General features: G+C 69.1%; 19 protein-coding genes and 2 pseudogenes. 11 read left to right on the top strand and 10 right to left on the bottom strand.

Going from position 1 to position 22,565, the window contains the following annotated elements; genetic code table 11:
• Positions 1 to 59 precede the first annotated feature (59 nt).
• The 3 genes from C475_RS11395 to C475_RS11385 all read left to right on the top strand — a co-directional run bounded on the left by C475_RS11395 (position 60) and on the right by C475_RS11385 (position 2,266).
• Entirely contained in the window at positions 60 to 368 is a 309-nt protein-coding gene (locus tag C475_RS11395; RefSeq protein WP_006883980.1) for a hypothetical protein, read from the top strand.
• Between the two features lie 91 nt (positions 369 to 459).
• Positions 460 to 1,758, top strand: a complete 1,299-nt coding sequence (locus C475_RS11390; RefSeq protein ID WP_006883979.1) for an MFS transporter — start codon at positions 460 to 462, stop codon at positions 1,756 to 1,758.
• Between the two features lie 49 nt (positions 1,759 to 1,807).
• Positions 1,808 to 2,266 carry a cupin domain-containing protein gene (locus C475_RS11385; RefSeq protein ID WP_006883978.1) on the top strand — a complete coding sequence of 153 codons (459 nt, stop codon included), beginning with the start codon at positions 1,808 to 1,810 and terminating at the stop codon, positions 2,264 to 2,266.
• 51 nt (positions 2,267 to 2,317) lie between these two features.
• Here the strand turns inward: C475_RS11385 and C475_RS11380 are convergent, their stop codons facing one another.
• The 3 genes and pseudogenes from C475_RS11380 to C475_RS11370 form a co-directional block, all read right to left on the bottom strand.
• Positions 2,318 to 3,016, bottom strand: coding sequence for a nitroreductase family protein (locus C475_RS11380; RefSeq protein WP_006883977.1), 699 nt, complete (start codon positions 3,014 to 3,016; stop codon positions 2,318 to 2,320).
• 153 nt (positions 3,017 to 3,169) lie between these two features.
• Positions 3,170 to 3,379, bottom strand: a pseudogene (locus C475_RS11375) (ion transporter); the annotation flags it as partial.
• A 151-nt stretch (positions 3,380 to 3,530) separates the two neighbouring features.
• Positions 3,531 to 3,725 (bottom strand): cold-shock protein, encoded by a 195-nt coding sequence (locus C475_RS11370; RefSeq protein ID WP_006883975.1) that lies wholly within the window; start codon positions 3,723 to 3,725, stop codon positions 3,531 to 3,533.
• Between the two features lie 291 nt (positions 3,726 to 4,016).
• On the opposite strand from C475_RS11370, the gene C475_RS11365 reads away from it, so the two are divergent.
• On the top strand, positions 4,017 to 4,646 hold the full coding sequence (locus C475_RS11365; protein ID WP_006883974.1) for a methyltransferase domain-containing protein: 630 nt from the start codon (positions 4,017 to 4,019) through the stop codon (positions 4,644 to 4,646).
• Between the two features lie 4 nt (positions 4,647 to 4,650).
• Here C475_RS11365 and C475_RS11360 read toward each other — a convergent pair whose 3' ends face one another.
• Complete coding sequence (locus C475_RS11360) at positions 4,651 to 6,075, bottom strand: dihydrolipoyl dehydrogenase family protein (RefSeq protein WP_006883973.1); 1,425 nt, start codon at positions 6,073 to 6,075, stop codon at positions 4,651 to 4,653.
• A gap of 100 nt (positions 6,076 to 6,175) precedes the next feature.
• Here C475_RS11360 and C475_RS11355 point away from each other — a divergent pair, with 100 nt between their 5' ends.
• On the top strand, positions 6,176 to 7,798 hold the full coding sequence (locus tag C475_RS11355; RefSeq protein WP_006883972.1) for a spermidine synthase: 1,623 nt from the start codon (positions 6,176 to 6,178) through the stop codon (positions 7,796 to 7,798).
• Between the two features lie 132 nt (positions 7,799 to 7,930).
• Here the strand turns inward: C475_RS11355 and heR are convergent, their stop codons facing one another.
• The gene (gene heR, locus C475_RS11350; protein ID WP_161625189.1) at positions 7,931 to 8,740 is read right to left on the bottom strand and encodes a heliorhodopsin HeR; all 810 of its coding nucleotides are present in this window, start codon (positions 8,738 to 8,740) and stop codon (positions 7,931 to 7,933) included.
• 337 nt (positions 8,741 to 9,077) lie between these two features.
• Here heR and C475_RS24365 point away from each other — a divergent pair, with 337 nt between their 5' ends.
• From C475_RS24365 to C475_RS24360, 4 genes and pseudogenes are all read left to right on the top strand, one after another.
• Complete coding sequence (locus C475_RS24365) at positions 9,078 to 9,362, top strand: hypothetical protein (protein WP_152436391.1); 285 nt, start codon at positions 9,078 to 9,080, stop codon at positions 9,360 to 9,362.
• Positions 9,363 to 9,558: 196 nt separating this feature from the next.
• Entirely contained in the window at positions 9,559 to 10,644 is a 1,086-nt protein-coding gene (rtcA, locus tag C475_RS11340; RefSeq protein ID WP_006883969.1) for an RNA 3'-terminal phosphate cyclase, read from the top strand.
• A 137-nt stretch (positions 10,645 to 10,781) separates the two neighbouring features.
• Positions 10,782 to 12,619, top strand: a pseudogene (locus tag C475_RS11335) (ABC transporter ATP-binding protein).
• Between the two features lie 194 nt (positions 12,620 to 12,813).
• The gene (locus C475_RS24360; protein WP_006883967.1) at positions 12,814 to 12,963 is read left to right on the top strand and encodes a DUF7563 family protein; all 150 of its coding nucleotides are present in this window, start codon (positions 12,814 to 12,816) and stop codon (positions 12,961 to 12,963) included.
• A gap of 193 nt (positions 12,964 to 13,156) precedes the next feature.
• Here C475_RS24360 and C475_RS11330 read toward each other — a convergent pair whose 3' ends face one another.
• Together C475_RS11330 and C475_RS11325 are read right to left on the bottom strand one after the other, a co-directional pair.
• Positions 13,157 to 14,683, bottom strand: a complete 1,527-nt coding sequence (locus C475_RS11330; protein ID WP_006883966.1) for a phosphoenolpyruvate carboxykinase (ATP) — start codon at positions 14,681 to 14,683, stop codon at positions 13,157 to 13,159.
• Positions 14,684 to 14,859: 176 nt separating this feature from the next.
• Positions 14,860 to 15,894 carry a deoxyhypusine synthase gene (locus C475_RS11325; RefSeq protein WP_006883965.1) on the bottom strand — a complete coding sequence of 345 codons (1,035 nt, stop codon included), beginning with the start codon at positions 15,892 to 15,894 and terminating at the stop codon, positions 14,860 to 14,862.
• A 142-nt stretch (positions 15,895 to 16,036) separates the two neighbouring features.
• Between C475_RS11325 and C475_RS11320 the strand changes: the two genes are divergently transcribed.
• On the top strand, positions 16,037 to 17,623 hold the full coding sequence (locus C475_RS11320) for a succinic semialdehyde dehydrogenase (protein WP_006883964.1): 1,587 nt from the start codon (positions 16,037 to 16,039) through the stop codon (positions 17,621 to 17,623).
• A gap of 2 nt (positions 17,624 to 17,625) precedes the next feature.
• A complete protein-coding gene (locus C475_RS11315; RefSeq protein ID WP_049930510.1) occupies positions 17,626 to 18,702 on the top strand; it encodes an SDR family oxidoreductase in 1,077 nt (358 codons plus the stop codon).
• Between the two features lie 56 nt (positions 18,703 to 18,758).
• Here C475_RS11315 and C475_RS11310 read toward each other — a convergent pair whose 3' ends face one another.
• The 3 genes from C475_RS11310 to C475_RS11300 all read right to left on the bottom strand — a co-directional run bounded on the left by C475_RS11310 (position 18,759) and on the right by C475_RS11300 (position 22,465).
• On the bottom strand, positions 18,759 to 20,405 hold the full coding sequence (locus C475_RS11310; protein WP_006883962.1) for an RICIN domain-containing protein: 1,647 nt from the start codon (positions 20,403 to 20,405) through the stop codon (positions 18,759 to 18,761).
• 255 nt (positions 20,406 to 20,660) lie between these two features.
• Positions 20,661 to 21,236: a SprT-like domain-containing protein gene (locus tag C475_RS11305; protein WP_006883961.1), complete on the bottom strand. Its 576-nt coding sequence runs from the start codon at positions 21,234 to 21,236 to the stop codon at positions 20,661 to 20,663.
• Positions 21,237 to 21,277: 41 nt separating this feature from the next.
• Positions 21,278 to 22,465: a redox-regulated ATPase YchF gene (locus C475_RS11300; RefSeq protein ID WP_006883960.1), complete on the bottom strand. Its 1,188-nt coding sequence runs from the start codon at positions 22,463 to 22,465 to the stop codon at positions 21,278 to 21,280.
• Positions 22,466 to 22,565: the final 100 nt, after the last annotated feature.

Raw genomic sequence — 22,565 nt, 5'->3', positions numbered from 1 at the left:
CCGCTCGCCCGCGCCCGCGGCCCGTCGAACTTTTCCGCTGGCCCCGATATCCACGAGACATGAGCGACGAACGGGACCCCGAGGCGACTCTCGACGAGTGGAAGGAGACGATGCAGGCCGAACACGCCCAGGCCATCGCGAACCCCGACCCCGACGAGAACCACCGCATCGAGGGCGTCGCCCAGGTCTCCCATCGGGTCACCTTCGAGTACGACCCCGACTCCGACTCGCTGGAGCGCGAGGCGGTCGAGCAGGTCGACGAGCTGACCGACCCCGAACTGCTGTCGTGTGCCTGTGACGTCCGCGGGATGACCCCCGAGGAGGCGCGCGAGCATATTCGAGCGGCCCGCGAGGGGTCCGGCGACTGACCGACGCCGCCGTCGTGGGTCGTCCGTGCCTTCGATGGCGGTTGCGCCTCGGTGGACAGACTGATGGCGGTCCATTCCTTGCTTCGGCGTGATGGAGTTCGACATCGACGGGCGGATCCTCACGCTCGCGCTGGCTCGGATGGTCAACGCGCTGGCGAACTCCTTCCTGGTGGTCGTGCTCCCGCTGTACATCGGGAGCGAACTCGTCGCGCTCCCGTCGTTCGTCGGGGCGACGACGACCGTCGGCGGCGTCACGTTCACGGTCACGACCGAGCTGCTGATCGGCATCGTCCTCTCGCTGTTCGGCTTCCTCAACAGCTTCGGCCAGCCGTTCACCGGGTCGCTGTCCGACCGGACCGGTCGGCGCAAGGTCTTCCTGCTGGTGGGTTTGACCCTCGTCGCCGTCGGCAGCGCCGGCTACGTCTTCTTCACCGACTACCGGGCGATCATGGCGATGCGGGCGCTCCAGGGCATCGGCGCCGCCTGTAACATCCCGGTCACCGTCGCGCTGGTCAACGAACTCTCCGACGAGGACGAGCGCGGCGGCAACTTCGGCCTGTTCAACACCTTCCGGCTGCTCGGGTTCGGGATCGGACCGCTGGTCGCCGGCGGCGTCGTCGCCGCCGGGCCCTACGTCGTCGGCGGCGTGACGGTCTCGGGGTTCGACGCCGCCTTCCTCGTCGCCGTCGCTGGCGCGACGGTCAGCTTCCTGCTCGTCGCCCTGCTGATCCACGACCCCGAGCGCACCAGCGGCGAGGCCGCCGAGGACATCTCGATCCGCGTCCGCTCGTCCGACGGCGGGCTCGACCCGGTCTTCGCGCTCGGGATCGCGACGGTCGTGATGGCGCTCTCGATCGCCATCTACGCGCCGCTGGCGAACGTCATCAGCACCCGCCTCGACCAGGGAACCTTCCTCTTCTCGGTGCAGTTCGGCGCGACAGTCCTCGCCAACGTCGTCTTCCAGGTCCCGCTGGGACGGCTGAGCGACCGCTACGGCCGGCGCCCGTTCCTCGTGGCCGGGTTCGTCCTCCTGTTGCCGACGACGCTCGCCCAGGGGTTCGTCGAGTCGTCGACGGCGATGGTCGTCGTCCGCTTCCTGCAGGGCGTCGCAGTCGCCGCGGTGTTCGCGCCCTCGCTGGCGCTCGCGGGCGACCTCGCCGGGGAGGGGTCCTCGGGTTCGACGCTCTCGGTCCTGACGATGGGGTTCGGCCTGGGCGTCGCCTTCGGGACGCTGTTGTCGGGGATCCTCGTCGGCTTCGGCTTCGCCGTTCCGTTCGTCCTCGCGACGGCCGGCGGGGCGGTCGGCCTCGCGCTCGTCGTCACGCAGGTCGCCGAGACCGTCGAGACCGCGCGACCGCTCCCGAACCCGTTCTCGCCGAGCGGCGACTGACCCGAAACCGGCCCGACCGCTTTTGAGCCAACGGTCCGAACCGACGGTCGTGCAACGAGTCGACATCGACGACGTGGAACCGACGACGATGGGCAGCGACATCGACCGGCGGGGCCTCTCGGACCCGCTCGGGACGACCGACTTCGCGGTCAACCGCTATCGGCTGGAGCCGGGCGAGCGGTTCTCCGACGGCCTGCACGCCCACATGGACCAGGAGGAGGTGTTCGTCGTCGTCGACGGCGAGGCCACCTTCGAGACGACGGGCGAGCCGGTCACCGTCGAGTCGGGCGAGGCCGTCCGCTTCGCTCCCGGGGAGTTCCAGTCCGGCAAAAACAGCGGGGACGGCGAGTTGCTGGCGTTCGCGATGGGCGCACCGCGCGACAGCGAAGACGTCCGCATCCCCCAGCCGTGTCCGGACTGCGACCAGGAGAACGTCCGGGCGATCCCCGCCGACGACGGGTTCGACCTCGTCTGCCCCGAGTGCGGGACCGAAGTGACCGCCGGCTGACCCGCGTTCCCAGAACGGACGCACGGACCGCGACGCGGCGTCGGCGCTCGCTCAGTCGCCGTCGTCGTCGAACCGACCCTCGAAGGTGATCTCCTCGACCGGCTTGCGGCCCTTTGGAACCTCGCGCTCGCGGAGGTCCTCGGGCAGCGTCTCCGGGTCCCCGCGGTGGCCGACCGCGACCATCGCCTCCACCTCGAACTCGTCGGGCAGGTCCACCAGCTCCGCGGCACCCTCGTGGTCGAAGCCCCCGATGGGGTGGGTCGCCAGCCCCCGACGGGTGGCCTCCAGCGCGAGGTTCTGCCAGGCCGCACCGGTGTCGAACGAGTGGGTGCCGGCCGGCTCGCCGTTGTAGTCGAAGGTCGTCTTCGAGACGACGACCAGCAGCGCGCCCGCATCGACCGCCCACGTCCGGTTGCCCTCCGCCAGCAGGTCCAGATAGGACTCCCACGCCTCGTCGTCGCGCTCGGCGTAAACGAACCGCCAGTGCTGGTTGTTGCGCGACGAGGGCGCCCACCGGGCGGCCTCGAACAGCGCCAGGAGGTCCGCCTCGGCGACCGACTCGCCCGTCATCGCCCGCGGCGACCAGCGGTTGACGAACACCGGCGCCACGTCGTGGTCCGGGTCGCGATGCTCGGCGACTTCCGGCGTCAACTCGGTCAGCGGTGACCGCTCGGCGGCCACCGCCTCGCCGCCATCCGCTGCTGTTCGCTCCTCGTCACCGTCGTCGGAACCGCTCGAAGCGTCGGTCATCTCGTCTGAACGGTCGTGCTGTGCCCGGATAAGTATCAGCTATCGGACGTGGAACCCCGTTGGACGGACCGAACCGGGTTACAGCTCACAGCCAGGTAACACTATGTAACCGATCCGGCGGACAGCCTTCCCGCACCGTCGGTCGGTCGGTCGTCAGTCGGACTCGGACTCCTGGTAGACGACGTGGCCGCAGGCCTTGCAGTGGGAAGCGTCGGGGTCGTGGCCGGTGAGTCCGCAGTCGGGACAGGTCGTCGGCACTGTGTCGTCGCTGGTCCAGGCGCGGACGATCTCGCTCGCCTGCCAGGGAATGAGGATGATCGCCGCGAGGATGCTGGCGACGGTCACCCACCGTCCCGTCCCCGTCGCTGCTCATACCCGTTCGAGCGGCCGCCCGGTAAAGAAACACGTCGCTCCGCGGCGAGTGGACCGCCGGACCGAACGCGGTCGCTCGCCGGGAAGTCGTCGATAGAATCGAGATGCGTCCGTCGCCGTCAGGCGACGAGTCGAACCTCAGTTAGGCGCGGACGACGTTCGTCGCGCGCGGGCCCTTGGGGGCGTCTTCGATCTCGAAATCGATCTCGGTACCTTCCGTCAGATCCTCGCCGCCAACGTCCTCCATGTGGAAGAAAACGTCGTCGTCAGAGTCCTCGGTGTCGATGAAACCGTAACCGCCAGTGTCGTTAAAGAAGTCGACCTTACCGTTTGCCATTGCGAATAGACGAACGTCGAGTCTGCGGATAAGTATTCCGTATTCGTTTTTAATCTCGGATTTGAGAAAACAATGTATTTTCTCTCTCGTGAAAAGTGGACGAAATTCGGCATCGGTGATTCTGTGCCGGATCGTGACTGATACGACACAACGAAGTCGTCGTTCGGTGGGATACACAGTTCTATTCGTGTGGCACGTCCACACGGATCGCTCCGGCGGCGGCGCTGGCAGTCGTCTCGGCGGGAACGAGCGGCCCGACGAGTTGATACGTCTCCCGCTCGGAGTGGCGATGTGGATTCTCACGACGTTCGGCGCGAGTGGGCGGAGCGGTCCGGCGAGTACTCGCCGGCGTACTACGCCCACTACGGCCCCGACGAGACGAGCGAGTCGGTCCGCGCCATCTTGGACAGCCGCGTCGGGCGCGACGCGTCGGTACTGGAACTGGGCTGTAGCTCCGGGCGCCACCTGGCTCACCTCTTCGAGGGCGGCTTCGCCGACCTCCACGGGGTCGAACTCAACCCCGACGCCTTCGACGTGATGGCCGACCAGTACCCCGACCTGTGGGAGTCGGGAACCTTCTACGCCGACGCCATCGAGGACGTAGTCGGCGACTTCGACGACGACGCCTTCGACGCGGTCTACTCCGTCGAGACGCTCCAGCACGTCCACCCCGACGCCGAGTGGGTGTTCGACGAGATCGCCCGGATCACGGGCGACGCGCTCGTCACCGCCGAGATCGAGGACGCCGCCGCCGACGCCGAACGCGTGGAACGCGACGACGACCCCGACGTGAACTTCGTCCGCGACGAGTTCCCGCTGTACTACCGCGACTGGGGCGAGATATTCGGCGATCTGGGCTTCGAACAGGTCGAACATCGGACGGTCAAGCGCGATACCGTTCGGGCGTTCCGAGCCCGCTGATCGTTCAGAGCCCCGGGAGTCCGACCCCACAGGCGTCGCGAAAGGCGCCCTGGACGACCTCCGAGATGGCGGGGTGGACGTGTATCGTCTCGGCGATCGTCTCGGCGTCGGCCCCCGCGGTGACGGCCGTGCTCACCTCGTGGATCATCGTCGACGCCTCCGGCCCGACGACGTGACAGCCCAGCACTTCGCCGTCGGCGCCCACGATCGCCTTGGCGAACCCGCCCTCGTCGCGCAGCGCCGAGCCCAGCGCCGTGTCGTCGTAGGCGCAGGTGCCGACCTCGTACGCCCGCGCGTCGCTCACCTCACGCTCCGTCTTCCCGAGACTCGCTACTTGCGGCGATCCGAAGACGGCGTGGGCCATCCCGGGGTACTCGACGGCCCGCTCGTTCCCGTGAACGGCGTTCTCGACCACGTACTCGGCCTCCTTGTCCCCCGAGTGTTTGAACGCGTAGTTGCCGGCGATGTCGCCCATCGCGTAGACGCCGTCGACCGACGCCCGGAGGTACTCGTCGGTCTCGACGAACCCCTGCTCGTCCGTGTCGATACCCGCGGCATCGACGTGCCACTGGTCGCTGTTGGGACGACGGCCCGTGGCGAGCAGCAGGCGGTCCCCTCGAACCTCGACCGTCTCGCCGCCCTCTGACTCCGCCGTCACGACGCGTTCACCGCCCTCGTCGCCGATCTCCGTCGCGCGATAGCCCAGACGTAGGTCGTGGCTCTCGCGGTAGGCCTCGGTGAGTCGCTCGGCCACGTCGCGGTCCTCGCGGTCGAGGAGCGTGTCGCCGCTGCCGACGATCGTCACCTCGCTGCCCATCTCCGAGAAGAAGTGGCCTAGCTCGACAGCGATGTACCCGCCGCCGACGACCACCAGCCGGTCCGGGAGCGCGTCGAGCCACAGCGCCTCGTCGCTGGTGAGATACGGCGTCTCGTCGGTCCCGTCGATGGAATCTGGAACGGTCGGCCGGGACCCGCCCGCGAGGACGACCGTCTCGGCGGTGAGCCGCTCGGTGTCGCCGTCGTCATCGTCGCCGTCACCGTCGCTACCGTCACCGCGCTCGACTTCGACCGTCCGTTCGTCGACGAACCGGCCCTCCGCCCGGTAGAGCGTGAGACCGGCGCGCTCGCGGGCTTCGCGGGCCATCCGCTCGGCCTTCGCGGTGATCGCCTCGGCGACGTCGTCGACGATGTCCGAGAAGGCGATGTCGTCGATACCCGCGTCGATCCCCAGTCCGCCCGCCGTGCGGACCGACTCGGCCACGTCCGCCCGGTGGATCAGCTTCTTCGAGGGGTTACAGCCGCGGTTCAGGCAGGTGCCGCCGAGACGGCCTCGCTCGACGAGTCCGGTGTCCAGCCCCGCGTCGGCGGCCGCCGCGGCGACGGCGTTTCCGGTCCCACCGCCGAGGACGAGGAAATCGTGGTCGAGCACGGTTCGTCGTTGGAGGGCGAGACGGATTGGACTTGTGTCGAGACGGGGCCCGCACCGGACCTGTCCAACAGTTATCCCGCTCCGGCCCTTGCCACCGGTAATGGGTTCGACTCGCTCGCTGGAGTCGCTTCGGCTGAGCAAGCCGGAGACGGCGGTGTTCGTCTCCGGCGTCGCGAGCATGGGGCTGGAGATCCTCGCCGGTCGGATGATCGCCCCGCAGTTCGGCAGCAGCATCTACACCTGGGGGACTATCATCGGCGTCTTTCTCGCGGCGCTCAGTTACGGTTACCACCGCGGCGGCAAGCAGGCCGCCGAGCGGGCGACGAACGGGCGGATGGCGAGCGTGTTCCTCCTCACCGCCGCGTACGTCGCCGTGCTGGTCTTCGCCGGTGACCTGCTGTTGCGCTCGGCCGCGGGGTTCCCGCTGCCGAGCCGCGTCGCCTCGCTCCCGGCGGTGACGATCCTGTTCGGGCCGCCGACGTACCTCCTGGGCTACATCAGTCCCTACGCCGCCGAGCTATCGACCAAGGAGGGGGTCGGCGAGGCTTCCGGTCACGTCTACATGCTCGGTACCGTCGGTAGCATCGTCGGCGCGTTCGCCACCACGTACGTCCTCATCCCGTCGCTTGGCATCGACGCGATCGCCCTCGTGTTCGGCGGCCTCTCGATACTGGCGGCGCTGGCCGTCAGCCGTCCGGTCGGTCGCCGCCGCGCCACCGTCACCGGGTTCGTCGCGCTGGTGCTTGTCGCGTCGGCCGCCACCGGCGCCGCCGGCTACAGCGTCCAGGGCGAGGTCGTTCACGAGACCCAGACGCCGTATCAGGAGCTGCAGGTGGTCGATCTGGGCGGCACCCGGACGCTGTATCTCGGCGGCCAGCCCCACAGCGCGATGGACCTTGACGACCCGAACCGCCACGTCTTCGAGTACACCCGCTACTTCCATCTCCCCTTCCTGTTCGCCGACGACCCCGACGAGATCGACCGGGTGCTGTTTATCGGCGGCGGCGGCTTCACCGGCCCGAAGCGCTTCGCGAACGACTACGACGTGACCGTCGACGTCGCCGAGATCGACCCCGACGTGATCGCGGCCGCCGAGGAGTACTTCGGCGTCTCCGAGTCGGAGCGGCTGAACATCTACAACCAGGGCGGCCGCCAGTTCCTGCGGGAGACCAACCGCACGTACGACCTCGTCGTCCTCGACGCCTACCAGAAGGACAAGGTGCCCTTCGAGCTGACGACGCGGGAGTTCATGACGCTGGCGAGCGACCGCCTCGACGACGACGGGATCCTGTTCGCGAACGTTATCTCGGCGTCGAGCGGCCCGGCGTCGGAGTTCTACCGGGCGCAGTACGCGACCGTCGACCGGGTGTTCCCGCAGACGTACAGCTTCCCGACCGGCGGCGCGGGCATCGTCCAGAACATCGAGATGGTCGCGACGAAGTCCGACGCGCGGGTCACCGAGGCGCAGTTGCGCACGCGCAACGAGCGCCGCGACATCGGCATCGACCTCTCGGGGCCGGTCGCCGACTACGCCGACCCGCCCCGGACCGACGACGTACCCGTGTTGCGCGACGACCGCGCGCCCGTCGACAGCCTGCTCGACTCGATGGTCGGCTACCGCTACGTCGTCCAGGAGTCGAACGCGAGCGACGGTGCCGGGACCGCACGCCCAGCGGTTCGCCCCGGCGGACCGGTCCCGGAGCCACGGTCCGTGCCGGGGTGATAGTGAGTGCGGGTTCGGTACGCCCGCCAGTCTGTCCAGTCGGAGACTGCGGAGCTCTGAAGACTCGATCGACAGCAATCGCCGAGACTCGTTCGGCCGAGTGACTCCGCGGGCGACCCGCGCTTTCGACACTCAGATCGGGGAGTTCAGCGTGCCGAAGTACACCTGCCACGCGAGGGCGGACTTCGCGACCAGGCTCAGCAGGATGTACGCTTTCTCGCCGAAGAGGTACTCGCGCCACCGCGAGACTTCCAGGTACTGCAGGGCCATGTTCACCGCGAAGAGGTTGAAGAACACGAAGATCGAGACGTAGATGTAGATAACGAACTCGGGGAACTGGCCGCTGCTGGCGGTCACCGACCCGACGAACGTGATCGCGATGACGATCCAGGGAACGATGCCCGCGAGCGTGCCCACCCAGTAGGGCGTCCAGTCGGTGTCGGCGGTCGACTCGTTGCGCTGTTCCATCAGGAGCCCGGAGAGATTCATCACCGCGACGAGGCCGAACAGGGCGACGAGCGTCCCGAGGTCCCAGACGCCCGAGAGCATGCCGATCACGACGATCATCAGCGACGCGCTCACGGAGTACTCGTACCAGCGGTAGGGGTTCATGCCCCGGTCCAGATACCGCACGTACCTGTCGTACAGGACCGTCGCGATGCTGGCGTGTGCGAGCGCGGAGATAAACAGGAACGCGGCCACGATCAGCGGGAGGTTGGCGTCGACGAACGACACGGTCTCCGGAAAGATCGTCTCGGGTCCGGGGTCGAACCCGTACCTCGTGCGAGTGATCGGCCACAGGACGCCCTCGGACAGGATGACCATCGCCACCCCCTGCAGGAAGTGCAGAACCGCCATGACGCCGTTCCACAGTCGAAGCCGGGTGTCTCGGGCCGACGTGTGGTGCTCGGAGCCGGTCGCCGTGGCATGTGAAGACGCCATACCATTCCGTTAGGAATTGATCAGTCATACGTCTATGGGAAGAGGTAGCGCAGCTCGGCAGATCCGACGCTCTGTTTACTCGGCCCGACGCCCGGACAGAAAGCGTGGCCTCGGAACTCATAGGGGTCGTCACGGCCGGGTCGTCAGGCCGGCTCGGAGCCGCGGGTCGTCATCGGCCGGCCGGGCCTACGCGGTCACGGGGCAAGTCGGTTTCCACCGCGCGCCGACCCGTCGCCGGCCCGCCGTCGGCGGGTAATCTGTCGTTTCGATGCGTAAGCTCGGCTTGTGTCGGCTACTCGGTGGCTAACTAAGCCCGTGCCGGCGCAAGCGTGCCTGCATGGCAACTCAAGACCAACAGCAAGAAGCGATGCAGGCGGCCGGAGACACAGGGACGGACCCCGCGGTGATCCTCGCGGCGGGGTCGGTCGTGCTGTCGTGGTTCTTCTTCTACGCCCGGGGCGACAAGCAGCAGGGCCTGTTCGTCGGGCTCTGGCCGCCGACGATCCTCGCGTTCGCCAGCTACTTCGAGCAGACGAAGATGAGCGACATGGTCGAGCGCGCGACGGGCAGCGACACGCTCGTCGGCCGCGTCGAGCGGATGGTCCAGAGCCGCACGGAGTAACGACCCGCGAAGTCTCGACCCCGAACCGACGCCCCACCGGCCGCTCCGGTACTGTCAGACGTCCAGACGGCCGGTGCGGTTCGCCGGGCAGGGAGCCCTCGAGCGGTGCGACCGCGCGGCTCCGTCGCCCTGCCCGGGCGAGTCGGAGACCGCTGCCATCGGGAGAGCTATGCCTGCGGCGGGGCTACGACCGCGCATGCTGGAAGTGGACGGGAGCGACGGGGGCGGACAACTGCTCCGGAGCGCGCTCACGCTGTCAGTGCTCGACGGCGAGCCCGTCGAGATCGACCACGTGCGGGGGGATCGCTCGGAGCCCGGACTCGGCGCCCAGCATCTCGCCGCCGTCGAGACGGCGGCCGCGGTCGCCGACGCCGAGGTCGAGGGCGCCGAGCGAGGGTCGGAGACGGTCTCCTTCGAGCCCGGTTCGGTCGCCGGCGGTCGCTACGAGGTCGACATCGGCACCGCCGGGAGCCTCACATTGCTGTTCGACACCTTGCTACCGCTGGCGACGGCGATCGACGGGCCGGTCTCGGTCACGGCGACCGGGGGCACCGACGTGTCGTGGTCGCCGCCGCTGGCCTACTATCGGGCGGTCAAGCTCCCCCTGCTCCGCCAGTTCGGGCTCGCGGCCGCGGTCGAACTCGACCGAACCGGCTTCTACCCGGCCGGCGGCGGCCGCGCGACCCTGCATCTGTGGCCCTCGACGCTCTCGCCGATCGACCTCGACGAGCCGCTGGAGCCGACGGCGGCACGGGTCTACTCGAAGGCGGCGACGGAGCTGGCCGACAGCGAGGTGGCCGAGCGGCAGGCCGACGCCGCGACCGACGCGCTCCGAGGGCTCGGGATCGAGACCGTCGAACACCGGACGGCCTACGCTACCAGCACCAGCCCCGGCTCCGCCCTGGTCGTCCGCCTCGACGGGGCGCCCACGGCGACCGACGGCGTCCCGACGGGGACCGACGACGCGAGCACCGACGGCGCCGGAACGGGCCCGCGGCGACCGCTGGCCGGGTTCGACGCCTACGGCGCGCCGGGCAAGCCGGCCGAGGAGGTCGGGTCCGAAGTCACCGACCGGATACGGCGCTTTCGCAGGGGCGGCGCCGCGGTCGACGCGCACATGGCGGACCAGCTGCTCGTCTTCCTCGCTGTCGTCGGCGGCCGCGTCGCGGTCCCGGGGATCTCCGACCACGTCGCCACCAGTCGCGCAGTGCTGGAGACGTTCGACCGACCGGTCGACGTGGACCGCTCCGGACCCGTCCCGGCCATCACTGCTGATCGCTAACTGGTAGGTCCCGAGGGGGGACTCCGGGGCCGAAACAGTCCGCCACGGGTCCCGGAACCGCTCTCCGGTATCTGACCTATCGATCTTCCGTAATGCAAACCCTTTTGCGCGTCTGTCGACTGGGGCGACACGACCGAATGTCCGAGGGCACCACAGTCGCGGTCGCGGACCGGGTCGACGAGGTAGAAGCGCCGCTCCGGCGGGTATTCCGGGAGTACGGCCTGCCCCGAGTCCACTGGTTCGCGGTCGCGGTGGCGATGAACCTCGTCGCTCGCCTGTCGAGTCTCGTCCCGCCGCTGGTGCTCGGGACGGCCATCGACGCTATCTTCAGCGGTTCGAACGCCTACACGCTGCCGCTCGTCCCTCAGGGGTGGCTCCCGACCGAGCCGAAGGCGCAGTTCTACTTCTCCGTCTCCCTGATTGTCGGCGCGTTCGTCGTCACGGCGGTCACGACGTGGGCCCAGGCGATCACGAGCGACATCTTCGCCCACCGCTCGCTGCACGCCGTCCGCGTCGACACCTTCCGGAAGATGCAGGAACTGGACATGGCCTTCTTCGACGAGCAACAGACCGGCGAGGCCATGTCCATCCTCAACCAGGACGCCACGAACCTCGAACGCTACCTCGACCAGGCGCTGAAGAACGGCTTCCGCCTCGTCATCATGGTCGTCGCCATCGGCGCCCTGCTGCTCTCGATGAACTGGCAGCTCGCCCTCGTCACCCTCGTCGGCGTGCCGCTCATGGGCCTCTTCACGGTCTGGTTCAGTCGCCGGGTCGCGCCCAGATACGACGCCGTCCGCTCCAGCGTCGGCGACCTGAACACCCGTCTGGAGAACTCCATCGGCGGCATGCAGCTCGTCAAGACCTCAAACACCGAGGAGTTCGAGACCGACCGCGTCGAGGAGGCCTCTTGGAACTTCTACACGACGAACATGGACGTGCTAAAACTCGCCTTCCTCTACCGCCCGGGGATGCGCCTGCTCGCCGGACTCTCCTTCGTCGCCACGTTCGTCGTCGGCGGCCTCTGGCTCTTTTCGGGTCCGCCCCTCTTTTTCTCGGGCGAACTCACGGTCGGCGACTTCGTCGTCTTCATCTTCCTCACCCAGCGGTTCATCGACCCGCTGGCCCAGATCTCGAACATCATCGACTGGTTCGAGAACGCCCGCGCCTCCGGCAAGCGCATCTTCGGGCTGATGGACACGCCCGTCCGCATCGAGGACTCGCCCGACGCCGTCGAACTCGAAGCCGTCGACGGCGCGGTCGCCTACGACGACGTGACGTTCAGCTACGACGGTGAGGAGACGATTCTGGAGGACGTGAGCTTCGACGCCGACGCCGGCGACACCGTCGCGTTCGTCGGTCCGACCGGCGCCGGGAAATCCACGGCCGTCAAGCTCCTGATGCGCCTCTACGACGTGGACGAGGGAGCGATCAGCGTCGACGGCCACGACATCCGCGACGTGACCGTCGGCAGCCTCCGGGAGTCGATCGGCTACGTCAGCCAGGAGACGTACCTCTTCGATGGCACGGTCGCCGAGAACATCCGGTACGGGGAGTTCGGCGCCACTCGCGACGAGATCATCGAGGCCGCCAAAGCGGCGGAGGCCCACGAGTTCATCACCGAACTCTCGGAGGGCTACGACACGCAGGTCGGCGAGCGCGGCGCGCGCCTCTCTGGCGGTCAGCGCCAGCGCATCTCCATCGCCCGCACCGTCCTGCAAGACCCCGACATCCTCATCCTCGACGAGGCGACCTCCGCCGTCGACACCGAGACCGAGGTTCTCATCCAGCGCTCGCTGGACCGGCTGGCCGCCGACCGCACCACCTTCGTCATCGCCCACCGCCTCTCGACGGTGACNCCCACCAGGAACTGCTGGAGGAAGACAGCCTCTACGCCAACCTCTGGGCCGTCCAGGCCGGCGAGATCGACGACCTGCCCGACGAGTTCATCGACCGCGCCCGCGGCGACGCCTGACCCCCCGAGCGGTGCTTCTGACAGGTCCGCGTCACCGGTCGCGGCGCCGGAACCGGCGACTAAGACTCCCTAATACAGCCCTTCTGAGTCGGATTCCGACCGCAATTCGGGGGAAATTGGGTCCCAGATCGGAAAACGCCCTTGTAAGACTCGCGACCTGTTATCCAGTGGACGACAGTCCGGGGTCCACACTCATGCCAGCCTGCGCCCACTGCGGCACGCACGTCTCGGAACAGTTCGCACGCGTCTTCGCCGACGAAGGCGGCGAGGTCCACGCCTGTCCGACCTGCTCGGCCAACAGCGGGATCGCCGAGGTCTCCAGGGAACGAGCGGGGGAAGCCTGACGTTCCGACGCTGGGCCGTCGTCCGCGACCGGGGTCGCCCGGTCCGGTCCACCGACTGACCGCCACGGTCCTCCAGTCGACCGACCCGCCGCTCGGTCCCCTTCACCTCGCACAGTTACTGCACTCGACACCTCGCGGTCGCGGAGAGAAACCGCCGAACTGCGGGTCGGTCGGGCCGCGGTAGTCGGACCGCTCAGTAGACCGCGTTCCGGATCGCCTCGTCCAGGTCCTCGAACTCGGCGAGGTACTCCCGGCGTTCGGCTCGCAGGTCGGCGATGCGCTCGTCGGCGTCGTCGAGCGCGTCGCCCACGTCGAACCTGCTCGTGTCCAGTCCCGGGACGGAGCCGGGGACGGTCAGGCCGGTGGTCGGGTCGTCGGCCCACTCGACGCGGCCGCGGCTGACGGCCCGGAGCAGCGTGACGGTGTCGTCGACGCCGATGTCGCGGTCGCCGACGGTCCCGGTGTTGAGGAGGTACGCGTCGGCGTCGAGGTCGGCGACGAGGTCGCGAAATCGGTTGCCCTCCGCGCCCTCGCTGCCGACGATGAAGGGGTTGGTGCCGACGACGCGGATGGCCTCACCGGCGCTGTCGGGGTCGCCCGCGCTCGTCTGGACGGACTCGCCGAGCATGAACGCCGCCGCGGCCTCCTCGGGCGAGAGCTTCGCGAGCGGCGGCATCGCCGGGTTGCGCGTGATGAAAAAGACCTGGTCGACCGACGGGAGGTCGATCTCCTCGTCGGCCGACGGGAGGTGCTCGCGCTTGACGACCGCGCGACCGTTGGCGGTGTAGGCGTCGCTGTCGAAGTCGACCGTCCCGTCCTCGGCGACATCGACGTTGTCCAGCACCGCGGACTCGCGGGTCGCGGCCTCGTAGAGGTCGGGCTGCTCGTCGGCGTCGAGCCCGATGGTCTTGATGAACAGGCCCTCGCCCTCGCTGCCGGCGACGGTGCCGTCCTCGCGCAGGGCGCACACGTCGTCCTGGAGCATCGTCGCGTCCTCCGGGGCTTCCAGCCCCAGGTCGTGCGCGGTGAGCGTCGACTTGCCGGTCCCCGAGAGGCCGAGGAAGACCTGGCCGACCGTCTCCAGGTCGGCGTCGTCGCCGGACTCGCCGTCGTCGGACTGGAGCCGGACGCGCTTGGTCCCGGCGTGGAGGCCGAGGCCGCCCTGGCGCTTGGCGTCGAACATGAACAGCCGCAGGAACGACTTCTTGGCCTCGCCGGTGTAGTCGGTCCCGAGGACGGTGGTGAACCCTTCCTCGGGGAGTACGCGGATGGCGACCTCGTCGGCGTCGGGGATCTGGACCGTCACGAAGTCCGGCTCGGCGTCGGCGGGCGCGGGCTCGAAGAGCTTGGCCCACGCCAGCGCGATCCGGCTGTACTCCGTCGGGACGTAGTAGCGACAGACGTAGGTGTTGTCTGGGTGGCGGCCCAGTTGCCGGTCCAGACAGACCATTTCGCGGTCCCCGGCGGCGTCGACGGCCGTCTGGACGTGTCCGTAGTCGGCCGCGTCGAAGTCGTGGTCGAGCGCGTTGGCCGTCCGGTCGGCGTTGCGCGACCGGTGGTCGCTGACGTACGACGGGGAACCGTACTCCGTCGTCGTCTCCAGGTCGGCCGAGTGCTCGCGCAACGACGCGAACGACGGGTCGTACTCGACGTTGTCCGCCACTCGGGGGTCCGCGAGCGCCGCGATCGGCGACTCGATCGCCGTCCCGTGTTGTGACATCGTATCCGATCGATCACATTCGGTCGTGATAAAGGTGATATATTCTCCGTTCGTTTGCCAATCGGGCGCATAGAATTAGTTATTAAATCCCGAGTAAATCCTTCGGGCAGGGGGAACGGAAGTACGACCGGCCGACGGGGCGAGTAGCGGTCGTGTACGGGTCGAGCGCGGGCCGGTTAGCGGTCGCCTTCGCCGTCGGCGATCCGCTCGCGTGCGGCGGCGACGACGAGCGGGAGCGTGATCGTCGCGTCGGCGTAGACGGAGGCGTTGCGGGCGGCCTTCTCCAGTTTCCCCCACGAGCGGGCCTCGTCGAGCGTCGCGCCCGAGAGCCCGCCCGTCTCGGGGGAGTCCATCGTCAGCTGGACGGCGTAGTCGTAGGCGTCGGGCGCCACCAGCATCGTCTGGAGCGTGTAGTTCTTCGGGACGCCGCCGCCGACGACCATCGCCCCCGCCTTCTCGGCGTCGAACGCCTGGTCGGTGATGGTCGTCATATCTGAGAGGGCGTCCAGCGTGAACTCGCTCGTCTGGGAGTACATCCACGCCTGGAGGCCGAGTACGGAGTCCTGGACGGCGGGGCAGTAGATCGGCACGTCGTGCTCGTAGGCGGCCGCGGCGACGCCCGCGCCCTCCTCGATGTCCTCGGCGTCGTTCACCTCGGCGTTCGCCCGACCGAGTTCCTCGGTGAGCCGCTGGATGCTGACGGCGCCCTCCGCTTCGCATTCGGCTTCGAGCGCCGGGAACACCTCGTCGCGGAGGTGGCCCTCGAACAGCGCGAAGTGCTCCTGGGGGAGGTAGACATTATAAATGCGGTCGACGCCCTCGTCGCGCAGGCGCTCGTCGTGCTCGCGCTCGGTCTTGCCCTCGGCGTGGACCTCACCGTGGTGGTGTTTGCCGCCGATGGCTTCGATGGCGTCGTGAGTGAGGTTCGCGCCGGTCGTCACGAGTGCGTCGATGTGCCCGTCGCGGATCAGGTCGGCGACGATGCGGCGCATCCCGGTCGGGACCATCGCGCCCGCGAGGCCGAAGAAGTTGGTCACGTCGTCGTCGCCGAGCATCTCGGCGTACACGTCGACGGCCTCGTGTATGGCGCTCGCACCGATGCCGGCGTTCCCGTACTCGTCGGCGAGTTCGCCGACGGTCATGCCGGCTCGCGCCTCCGCGTGGCCGATCGGGTCGTGTTCGAACGTCTCGCGCGGCGTCTCGTCAGTCATTGCTCCACCGTCGGCCGGCCGCGCGCTTCAAGGCCGCGGTTCGGACCTCGGATCACCGAGCGGCCCATCGACGGTGGCGGACGGCCCGCGAGCGCCGTCGCCAGCGGGAAACACCGAAAAGGCTGGGCTCCTTGCTTCCGCCATGAGTTCGAAGCCCGCGTCGGTCCTGCCCGAACGCCGCCGGGAGCGGCTCCTGACGGGCGTCACGACGGTCGGCGACCGCGACTCGCTCGACGTTCGCTCGCCGATCACCGGCGAGTCCGTCGGTACCGTCCCGTCGTGTACGGCCGAAGACGTGGCCGCGGCGGTCGAAGGCGCGAAGGCGGCCCAGGCCGAGTGGGCCGCGACACCTGTCGCCGAGCGCGCCGACGTTCTCAGGCGGTTCGCCGACGCGGTGACCGCGGACCGCTCGGACCTGCTCGACGTCGTTCAGGTCGAGACCGGCAAGGCGCGCTTCGACGCGCTGGAGGAGGTGTTGGACCTCGTCGCCACGGCCGACTACTACGCCCGCGAGGGCCCCGGCCACATCGAAGCGACCCGGCGGACGGGGGCGGTCCCGGGGCTCACCCGCGCCGTGGAACACGCCGACCCCGTCGGCGTCGTCGGCTGTATCTCGCCGTGGAACTACCCGCTGACCCTCGCCGTCTCGGATCTCCTGCCCGCGCTGCTCGCGGGCAACGGTGCCGTCCTCAAGCCCGCCGAGGCGACCCCCTTTTCGGCGCTCCACGCGGTCGAACTGCTCGAATCGGCGGGGCTCCCCGAGGACCTGCTACAGGTTGTCACCGGCGACGGCGAGCGCCTGGGCGAACCGCTGATCTCGCGGGTCGACCACCTCCGGTTCACCGGGTCCACCGCGGTCGGCCGCGAGGTCGCTGCCCTGGCCGGACGACACCTCGTCGACGTCTCGCTCGAACTCGGCGGGAAGAACCCCGCCGTCGTCCTCGACGACGCCGACCTCTCGAAGACGGTCCGCGGGCTCGTCAACGGCTGCTACGCCAACGCCGGGCAACTGTGCATCGCGACCGAGCGCGTCTACGTCGGCCGCTCCCGGTTCGACGAGTTCCGCGAGCGGTTCGTCGCCGCCACCGAGTGCCAGTCCCTCGGCGTCGGCCTCGACTGGGGTCCGGACGTGGGGTCGCTGATCGGCGAGGACCAACTCGACACCGTCGACTCGCACGTCGCCGACGCCCGGGAACGCGGCGCGACCGTCGAGACCGGCGGCAAGCGCCGGGAAGACGTGGGACCGTGGGTCTACGAACCGACGGTGCTGACCGACCTGCCGGACCGAGCGACCGCGGCGAGTCAGGAGACCTTCGGCCCCGTCGTCTCGCTCGTCCCCGTCGACGGTGTCGACGAGGCAGTCGAGCGGGCCAACGACACCGACTACGGCCTCCACGCGAGCGTCTGGACCGGCGACGCCGAACGGGGCGAGCGGGTCGCCCGCCGGATCGACGCCGGGACGGTGTCGGTCAACGACGGCTATCGGGCGATGTGGGCCTCGACGGACGCGCCGATGGGCGGCGTCGGCGACTCGGGGATCGGTCGCCGCCACGGCCCCGAGGGGATCCGCGACTACACCGACTCCCGGACGGTCGTCACCCAGCGCGGCCACCCGCTGGCGTTCCCTGACGCCGTCCCGAACCGGGTCGCCGCCGCGGCCGCGACGGCGACGCTCGGTCCGCTGCGCTGGCTTCGCGACCGCTCGCCCCCCGGTCCGTGGGGAGAGTGACCGTGCGACTGCTGACCGGCTTCCCCGGCTTCCTCGGCTCCGCGCTACTCGAGCGACTGCTCGAACGGGGCGACGAGCCGGTGGTCTGTCTGGTCCAGGCGCAGTACCGCGAGTCGGCCGCACGGCGAGCCGCCGCGCTGACCGACGCCGTCGGCGTCCCGCGCGACCGGGTCCGACTGGTCGAGGGCGACGTTACCGACCCCGAACTCGCGGTCGACGACTACGAACGCCTCCGCCGAGAGACGCGGGTCGTCTACCACCTCGCCGCCGTCTACGATCTGGGCGTCGCGCGTCCGCTCGCCGAGCGCGTGAACGTCGACGGGACGCGTCACCTCCTGGACTTCGCGACTCGCGCCGATGTCGACCGGTTCCACCACGTCAGCACCTGCTACGTCAGCGGCCGCTACGACGGACGGTTCACCCACCGGGATCTGGCGGTGGGCCAGTCATTCCACAACCACTACGAGGCGACCAAGTTCGAAGCCGAGCGACTCGTGCAGGCGGCGATGCGGGACGGATTCCCGGCGACCGTCTACCGCCCGGCCATCGCCGTCGGCGACAGCCGGACGGGCGAGACACAGAAGTTCGACGGGCCGTACTACCTCCTCAAGCTGATCCTCCGCCAGTGGCCCGTCGCCGCTGTGCCCGTCCCGCTCCGACCGTCCGCCTACCGGCTGAACGTCGTCCCCCGGGAGTTCGTCGTCGACGCGCTGGCCGCCATCTCGGCCCGCGAGGAATCCGTCGGAGCAGTCTATCAGCTCTGTAACCCCCATCCACCGACGATACTGGAACTCGTCCGAACGCTCGGCCGGGCGGCCGGCCGACGGGTCGTCCCCGTCCGCGGAACGACGAAGCTCGCCCGCGTCGCGACCGAGCGAGTGCCGGGAGTCGCCGACGGGCTCGGGATCGAACCCGCGGCGCTCCCCTATCTCTCCCAGCCGACGACCTACACCGACGAGAACACGCGGCGGGCGCTCGCCGACACCGACGTACGGTGCCCGCTCTTCTCGTCGTACGCCGACCGGCTGGTCGCCTACGCCCGGGAACATCTCGACGAGGGGCGCGGCGCGATGACCTGAGCGCCGGTTCGGTCGCGCCTCGTCGCGACTCCCTCCGCCGCTCGCCCACCCGGCGCTCAGACCGACTCGAACGTCCAGCGCTGGTTCGCGCCGCCGGTGTCGGACCACTGGACGACGTTCCCGCCGTTGTCGGTCGACCAGCCGTACACGTCCGCGACCTTGCCGCTGTGGACCGCTTCCAGCGCGTAGCTGCCGCCGTCGTCGACGATCCGCCAGCGCTGGTTGTCCGCCTCGTTATCGGACCACTGGATGAGGTTCGCCCCGTCGTCGGTCGCGCCGCCCTCGACGTCCAGCACCTTCCCGCTGTGTTCGTTCTCGATCCGGTAGACCCCGCCGCCGGTGTCTTCGACGGACCACTCCTGGCACGGATGGCCGGTGTCGCCGTACTGCTGGACGGTCGCCCCGTCGTCGGTCGCGGCGTTCGCGACTTCGAGGAACTTCCCGCTGTTGTCGTTCGTGATCCGATAGGTCCCGGTCGATATCGGGCCGCTGGCGCCGTCGCTGCCGTCGCCGCCACTACCGCCGTCGCCACCCCCATCGTCACCGCCGTTTCCGCCCCCGCCGTCGCGACAGCCGGTGACGTTCTCGACGGTGGTACTCGCGGCGTACGCCTGGACGGCGCCGTTGCCGTTCCCGCACGCTTCGATGTTCCGGATGGCGTTGCGCTCCGTATCGGGGCCGGTCTCGTAGACGCCGTAGCCGCCGTTGCCCTCGACTCGGAGGTTCTCGACGGTGACGTTCCGGCTGTGGGGGGGTTCGTCGCTGGACCGGGAGTCGATCCGGACCCCGTTGCCGTCGTTGTTCAGGATCTGGCCGCCCCCGAGGCGCGTGTTCCGCGTGTCCTGTATCAGCGCGCCGGCGCCGTTGGCTTCGAGGTGGACCGCCCGCACGGTGATCCCGCGGCTCCCGGAGACGGTGAACAGCCCGCGGCCGCAGCCGACGGCGTCGACGCGGTCGACGGTCACGTTCGGCCCGCAGTCGTTCGCACAGCGGAAGCCGGCGTAGCCGCCGTCCGGGTCGGCCCGCGTCGCGTCGACGTGCGAGACTGTCGCCCCCGACGTGTCGTTCAGCAGGAGTCCGCAGCCGCCCGTGTCGACCGTCTCGACCGTGCCGATATCGACGTCGTCGACGCCGTAGGTCTCGACGCCGTGGGACTGGGCCCCCTCGACGTACGCCCGGTCTATCGAGACGCCTGTGGTCCGCCCGCCGTCGCTGTCGTCGATCCGGACGCCGATACCGACCGACTCCGTCGCCCCGAGCGACAGGGACACGTCGCCGATCGTCACGTCCGAACAGCTCTTGATCCAGATCCCGTAGCGCGGGTTCCCCCGGATGTCCGCGGTCGCGATCTCGACGGATTCGACGCTCTCGGCCCGGTAGGGCACGATCAGGTCCTCACCGCTGTCGTCGACGGTCATCGTCCCCCGTTGGTCGACGACCGTGTTGCTCGGCAGGTCGACGGCCTTCACGTCGCCGTCCCACGAGTGTGTCCCCGTCGAGCCGCTGGCGTCGACCCTGACCGTCTCCGTGGTCGTCCGCCCCGCAGAGAGGCTGTCGACCGCCGCCTGGATCGCGGCCAGGTAGTCCCCGCCGGTGTACACCGTCTGCCCGCGCGCGACGTTCTCCGCGCGGAACTGCCCGCCGCCGCCGGTGACGACGGCCTCGTGGTCGCTCGCCGAGGCGACCCCGGAAAGCCCCGTCACTGCCGCCGCGAGACTTCCCCCCGCGAGCGCGAGCGCGCGCCGCCGACTGCATCTCGCCCGCCCCCCGGCGGCCGAGTCGGTTGCTGCACTGGCATCGACTGTCGATTCCGCGTCAGTGTCTTCCCCCGACATGCTGCGATCGGTTACCACTCGCCAACACCTTATTAATTATTTACATTCGATACCGACATATCGGGCGATGCGTGGGAGTGGTGTCTCCGGGTCAGAGGGCCGTCGGCCGTTCGGCGCCGTTGCTCACTCGACGACGAGCGCCGCATCGCAGCACGAAGAGCGATAGGAGTCGGCCCGGCGGACGAGTTTGCAGTCGCGGTAGCGGCGGGCGACGAGGGCGTCGCAGTCCTCGCATCGCAGGACGTGCTTCGCCTCCGAGAACGTCTCGCAGTGGACCTCGGTGTCGAGCTCGCGGGCTCGCTCTTTGAACGCTCGCCCGTGACCGGTCGTGCCGCAGCGCTGGTACTGTTCGAGGTGAATCAGTTCGTGGCGCAGCGTCGACTCCCACTCCGCACGGTCGAACGCCTCGAAAGCGCCCCACGTCAGCGAGACAGTCGCCGGGAACGGCCGGCCGTCGGCGACCCGGCCCCCGGCGGCTTCGGCGCGCTCCCAGTCGATCGGCGTCCCGACCTCGGAATCGGGAACCTTCGGCCGCTTGAGCGCGGCGGCGCGCCGCTTGGCCCGCGTCGAGACCTCCCACTCGACGAGGTCGAAGCGCACGTCGACCAGCCACTCGCGGCGGACCTCTCGGGCGTACTCGCGCGACCACGCCACCAGGTCGTCGTGGGTTTCGATGTCGTCGTACGACGGCGTCGTCACGATGATGGGCAGGAGAACGCGCGGTCTCTTGAATCGCTCGCTCAGTTCGTCGTCGTGATCTCGACCACGTCGCGGTGGTCGAGTTCGGTGTCGGCGGCGACCTGGCGACCGGAGCGGACGTCCGTCGCGTGGAGGAACCCCTCGCCGATGTCGGTGTGCAGGAAGTACGCGAAGTCCTCGGCGGTCGAGCCGTCCGGGAGGACGAAACAGTCCTGCAGGAAGGTGCCGTCCTCCTGGGGTTGCTCCGCGCCGGGGAAGACGGCGATGGCGTCGAGCACGTCGAAGAGTGCGGTTTCGAGCGCGCGCTGGACGCCCGTCCTCTCGTACTCGGTGACGAACTCGCGGATCTGTTCGAGTCCGGCCTCCTGCTCGTCGCTCGGGTCGCCGACGATCTCGAAGTCAGGATCGCCCGGTCGGTAGTCGACGACGCCCTGCTCGTCGGCCGACTTGAGCGCCTTCTCGGCGTGGGCCGAGACCGGGACGAAGGTGAGGTGGTCGTAGGCCTCCTCCTCGGTGATCGCCTCGAAGTTCTCCTGTGCGGCGGGCTTGTCCATCTTGTTGGCGGCGACGACCATCGGCTTCGTCCGCAGTCGGATCTCGCGGGCCAGCGCCTCACGGTCGGTTTCGTCCCACTCGTCGGGGTCCAGGTCGAGCCCGCGCGCGAGGATGACCTGTTTCATCTCGTCCTCGTTGATGCCGAAGGCGTCCATCTGGTCGGCGAGGTCGACCTCGATGTCGCGGTCCTCGCCCTGGTAGCCCGAGCGGTAGCGCTCGATGCCTTTCTCCAGGATGTCGAGGTACCACATGTCCAGCTCTTCTTCGAGGAAGTCGATGTCCTCGCGCGGGTCGTGGTCCTCGGTCGCCTCGCCCTCGATGTCCGTCTCGCCGGAGAAGTCGACGACGTGGACCAGCACGTCCGTCTCGTTCAGGTCCGAGAGGAACTGGTTGCCCAGCCCGCGGCCCTCGTGGGCGCCCGGCACCAGCCCGGCCACGTCGACCAGTTTCGTCGGGACGAACCGGACGCCCTCCTCGCAGTAGCCGGTGTTGGGCGTGCAGGAGTGGTCGAACTCCGGGGCGGCGCAGTCGACGCGGACGTACGCCTCGCCGACGCTCGGGTCGATCGTCGTGAACGGGTACGCGCCCTCCGGCACGTCGTTCATCGTCGCGGCGTTGAACAGCGTCGACTTGCCCACCGAGGGCTTGCCGACGAGTCCGATGCGGTAACTCATTGCCACCAGTATCCGAGCGTCGGGCTAAAACGTTTCCAATCGGATACGTCGGATCGCGGGATTTCGGCCGTCTTGGGCCCCATGAGACAGATTCACAACC

Origin of the sequence: Halosimplex carlsbadense 2-9-1, from assembly GCF_000337455.1 — an archaeon.
In the GTDB taxonomy this organism is placed as follows: Archaea; Halobacteriota; Halobacteria; order Halobacteriales; family Haloarculaceae; genus Halosimplex; species Halosimplex carlsbadense.
Note: the sequence above shows the minus strand (reverse complement) of the source record. Positions and strands in the feature narration are given on the sequence as shown.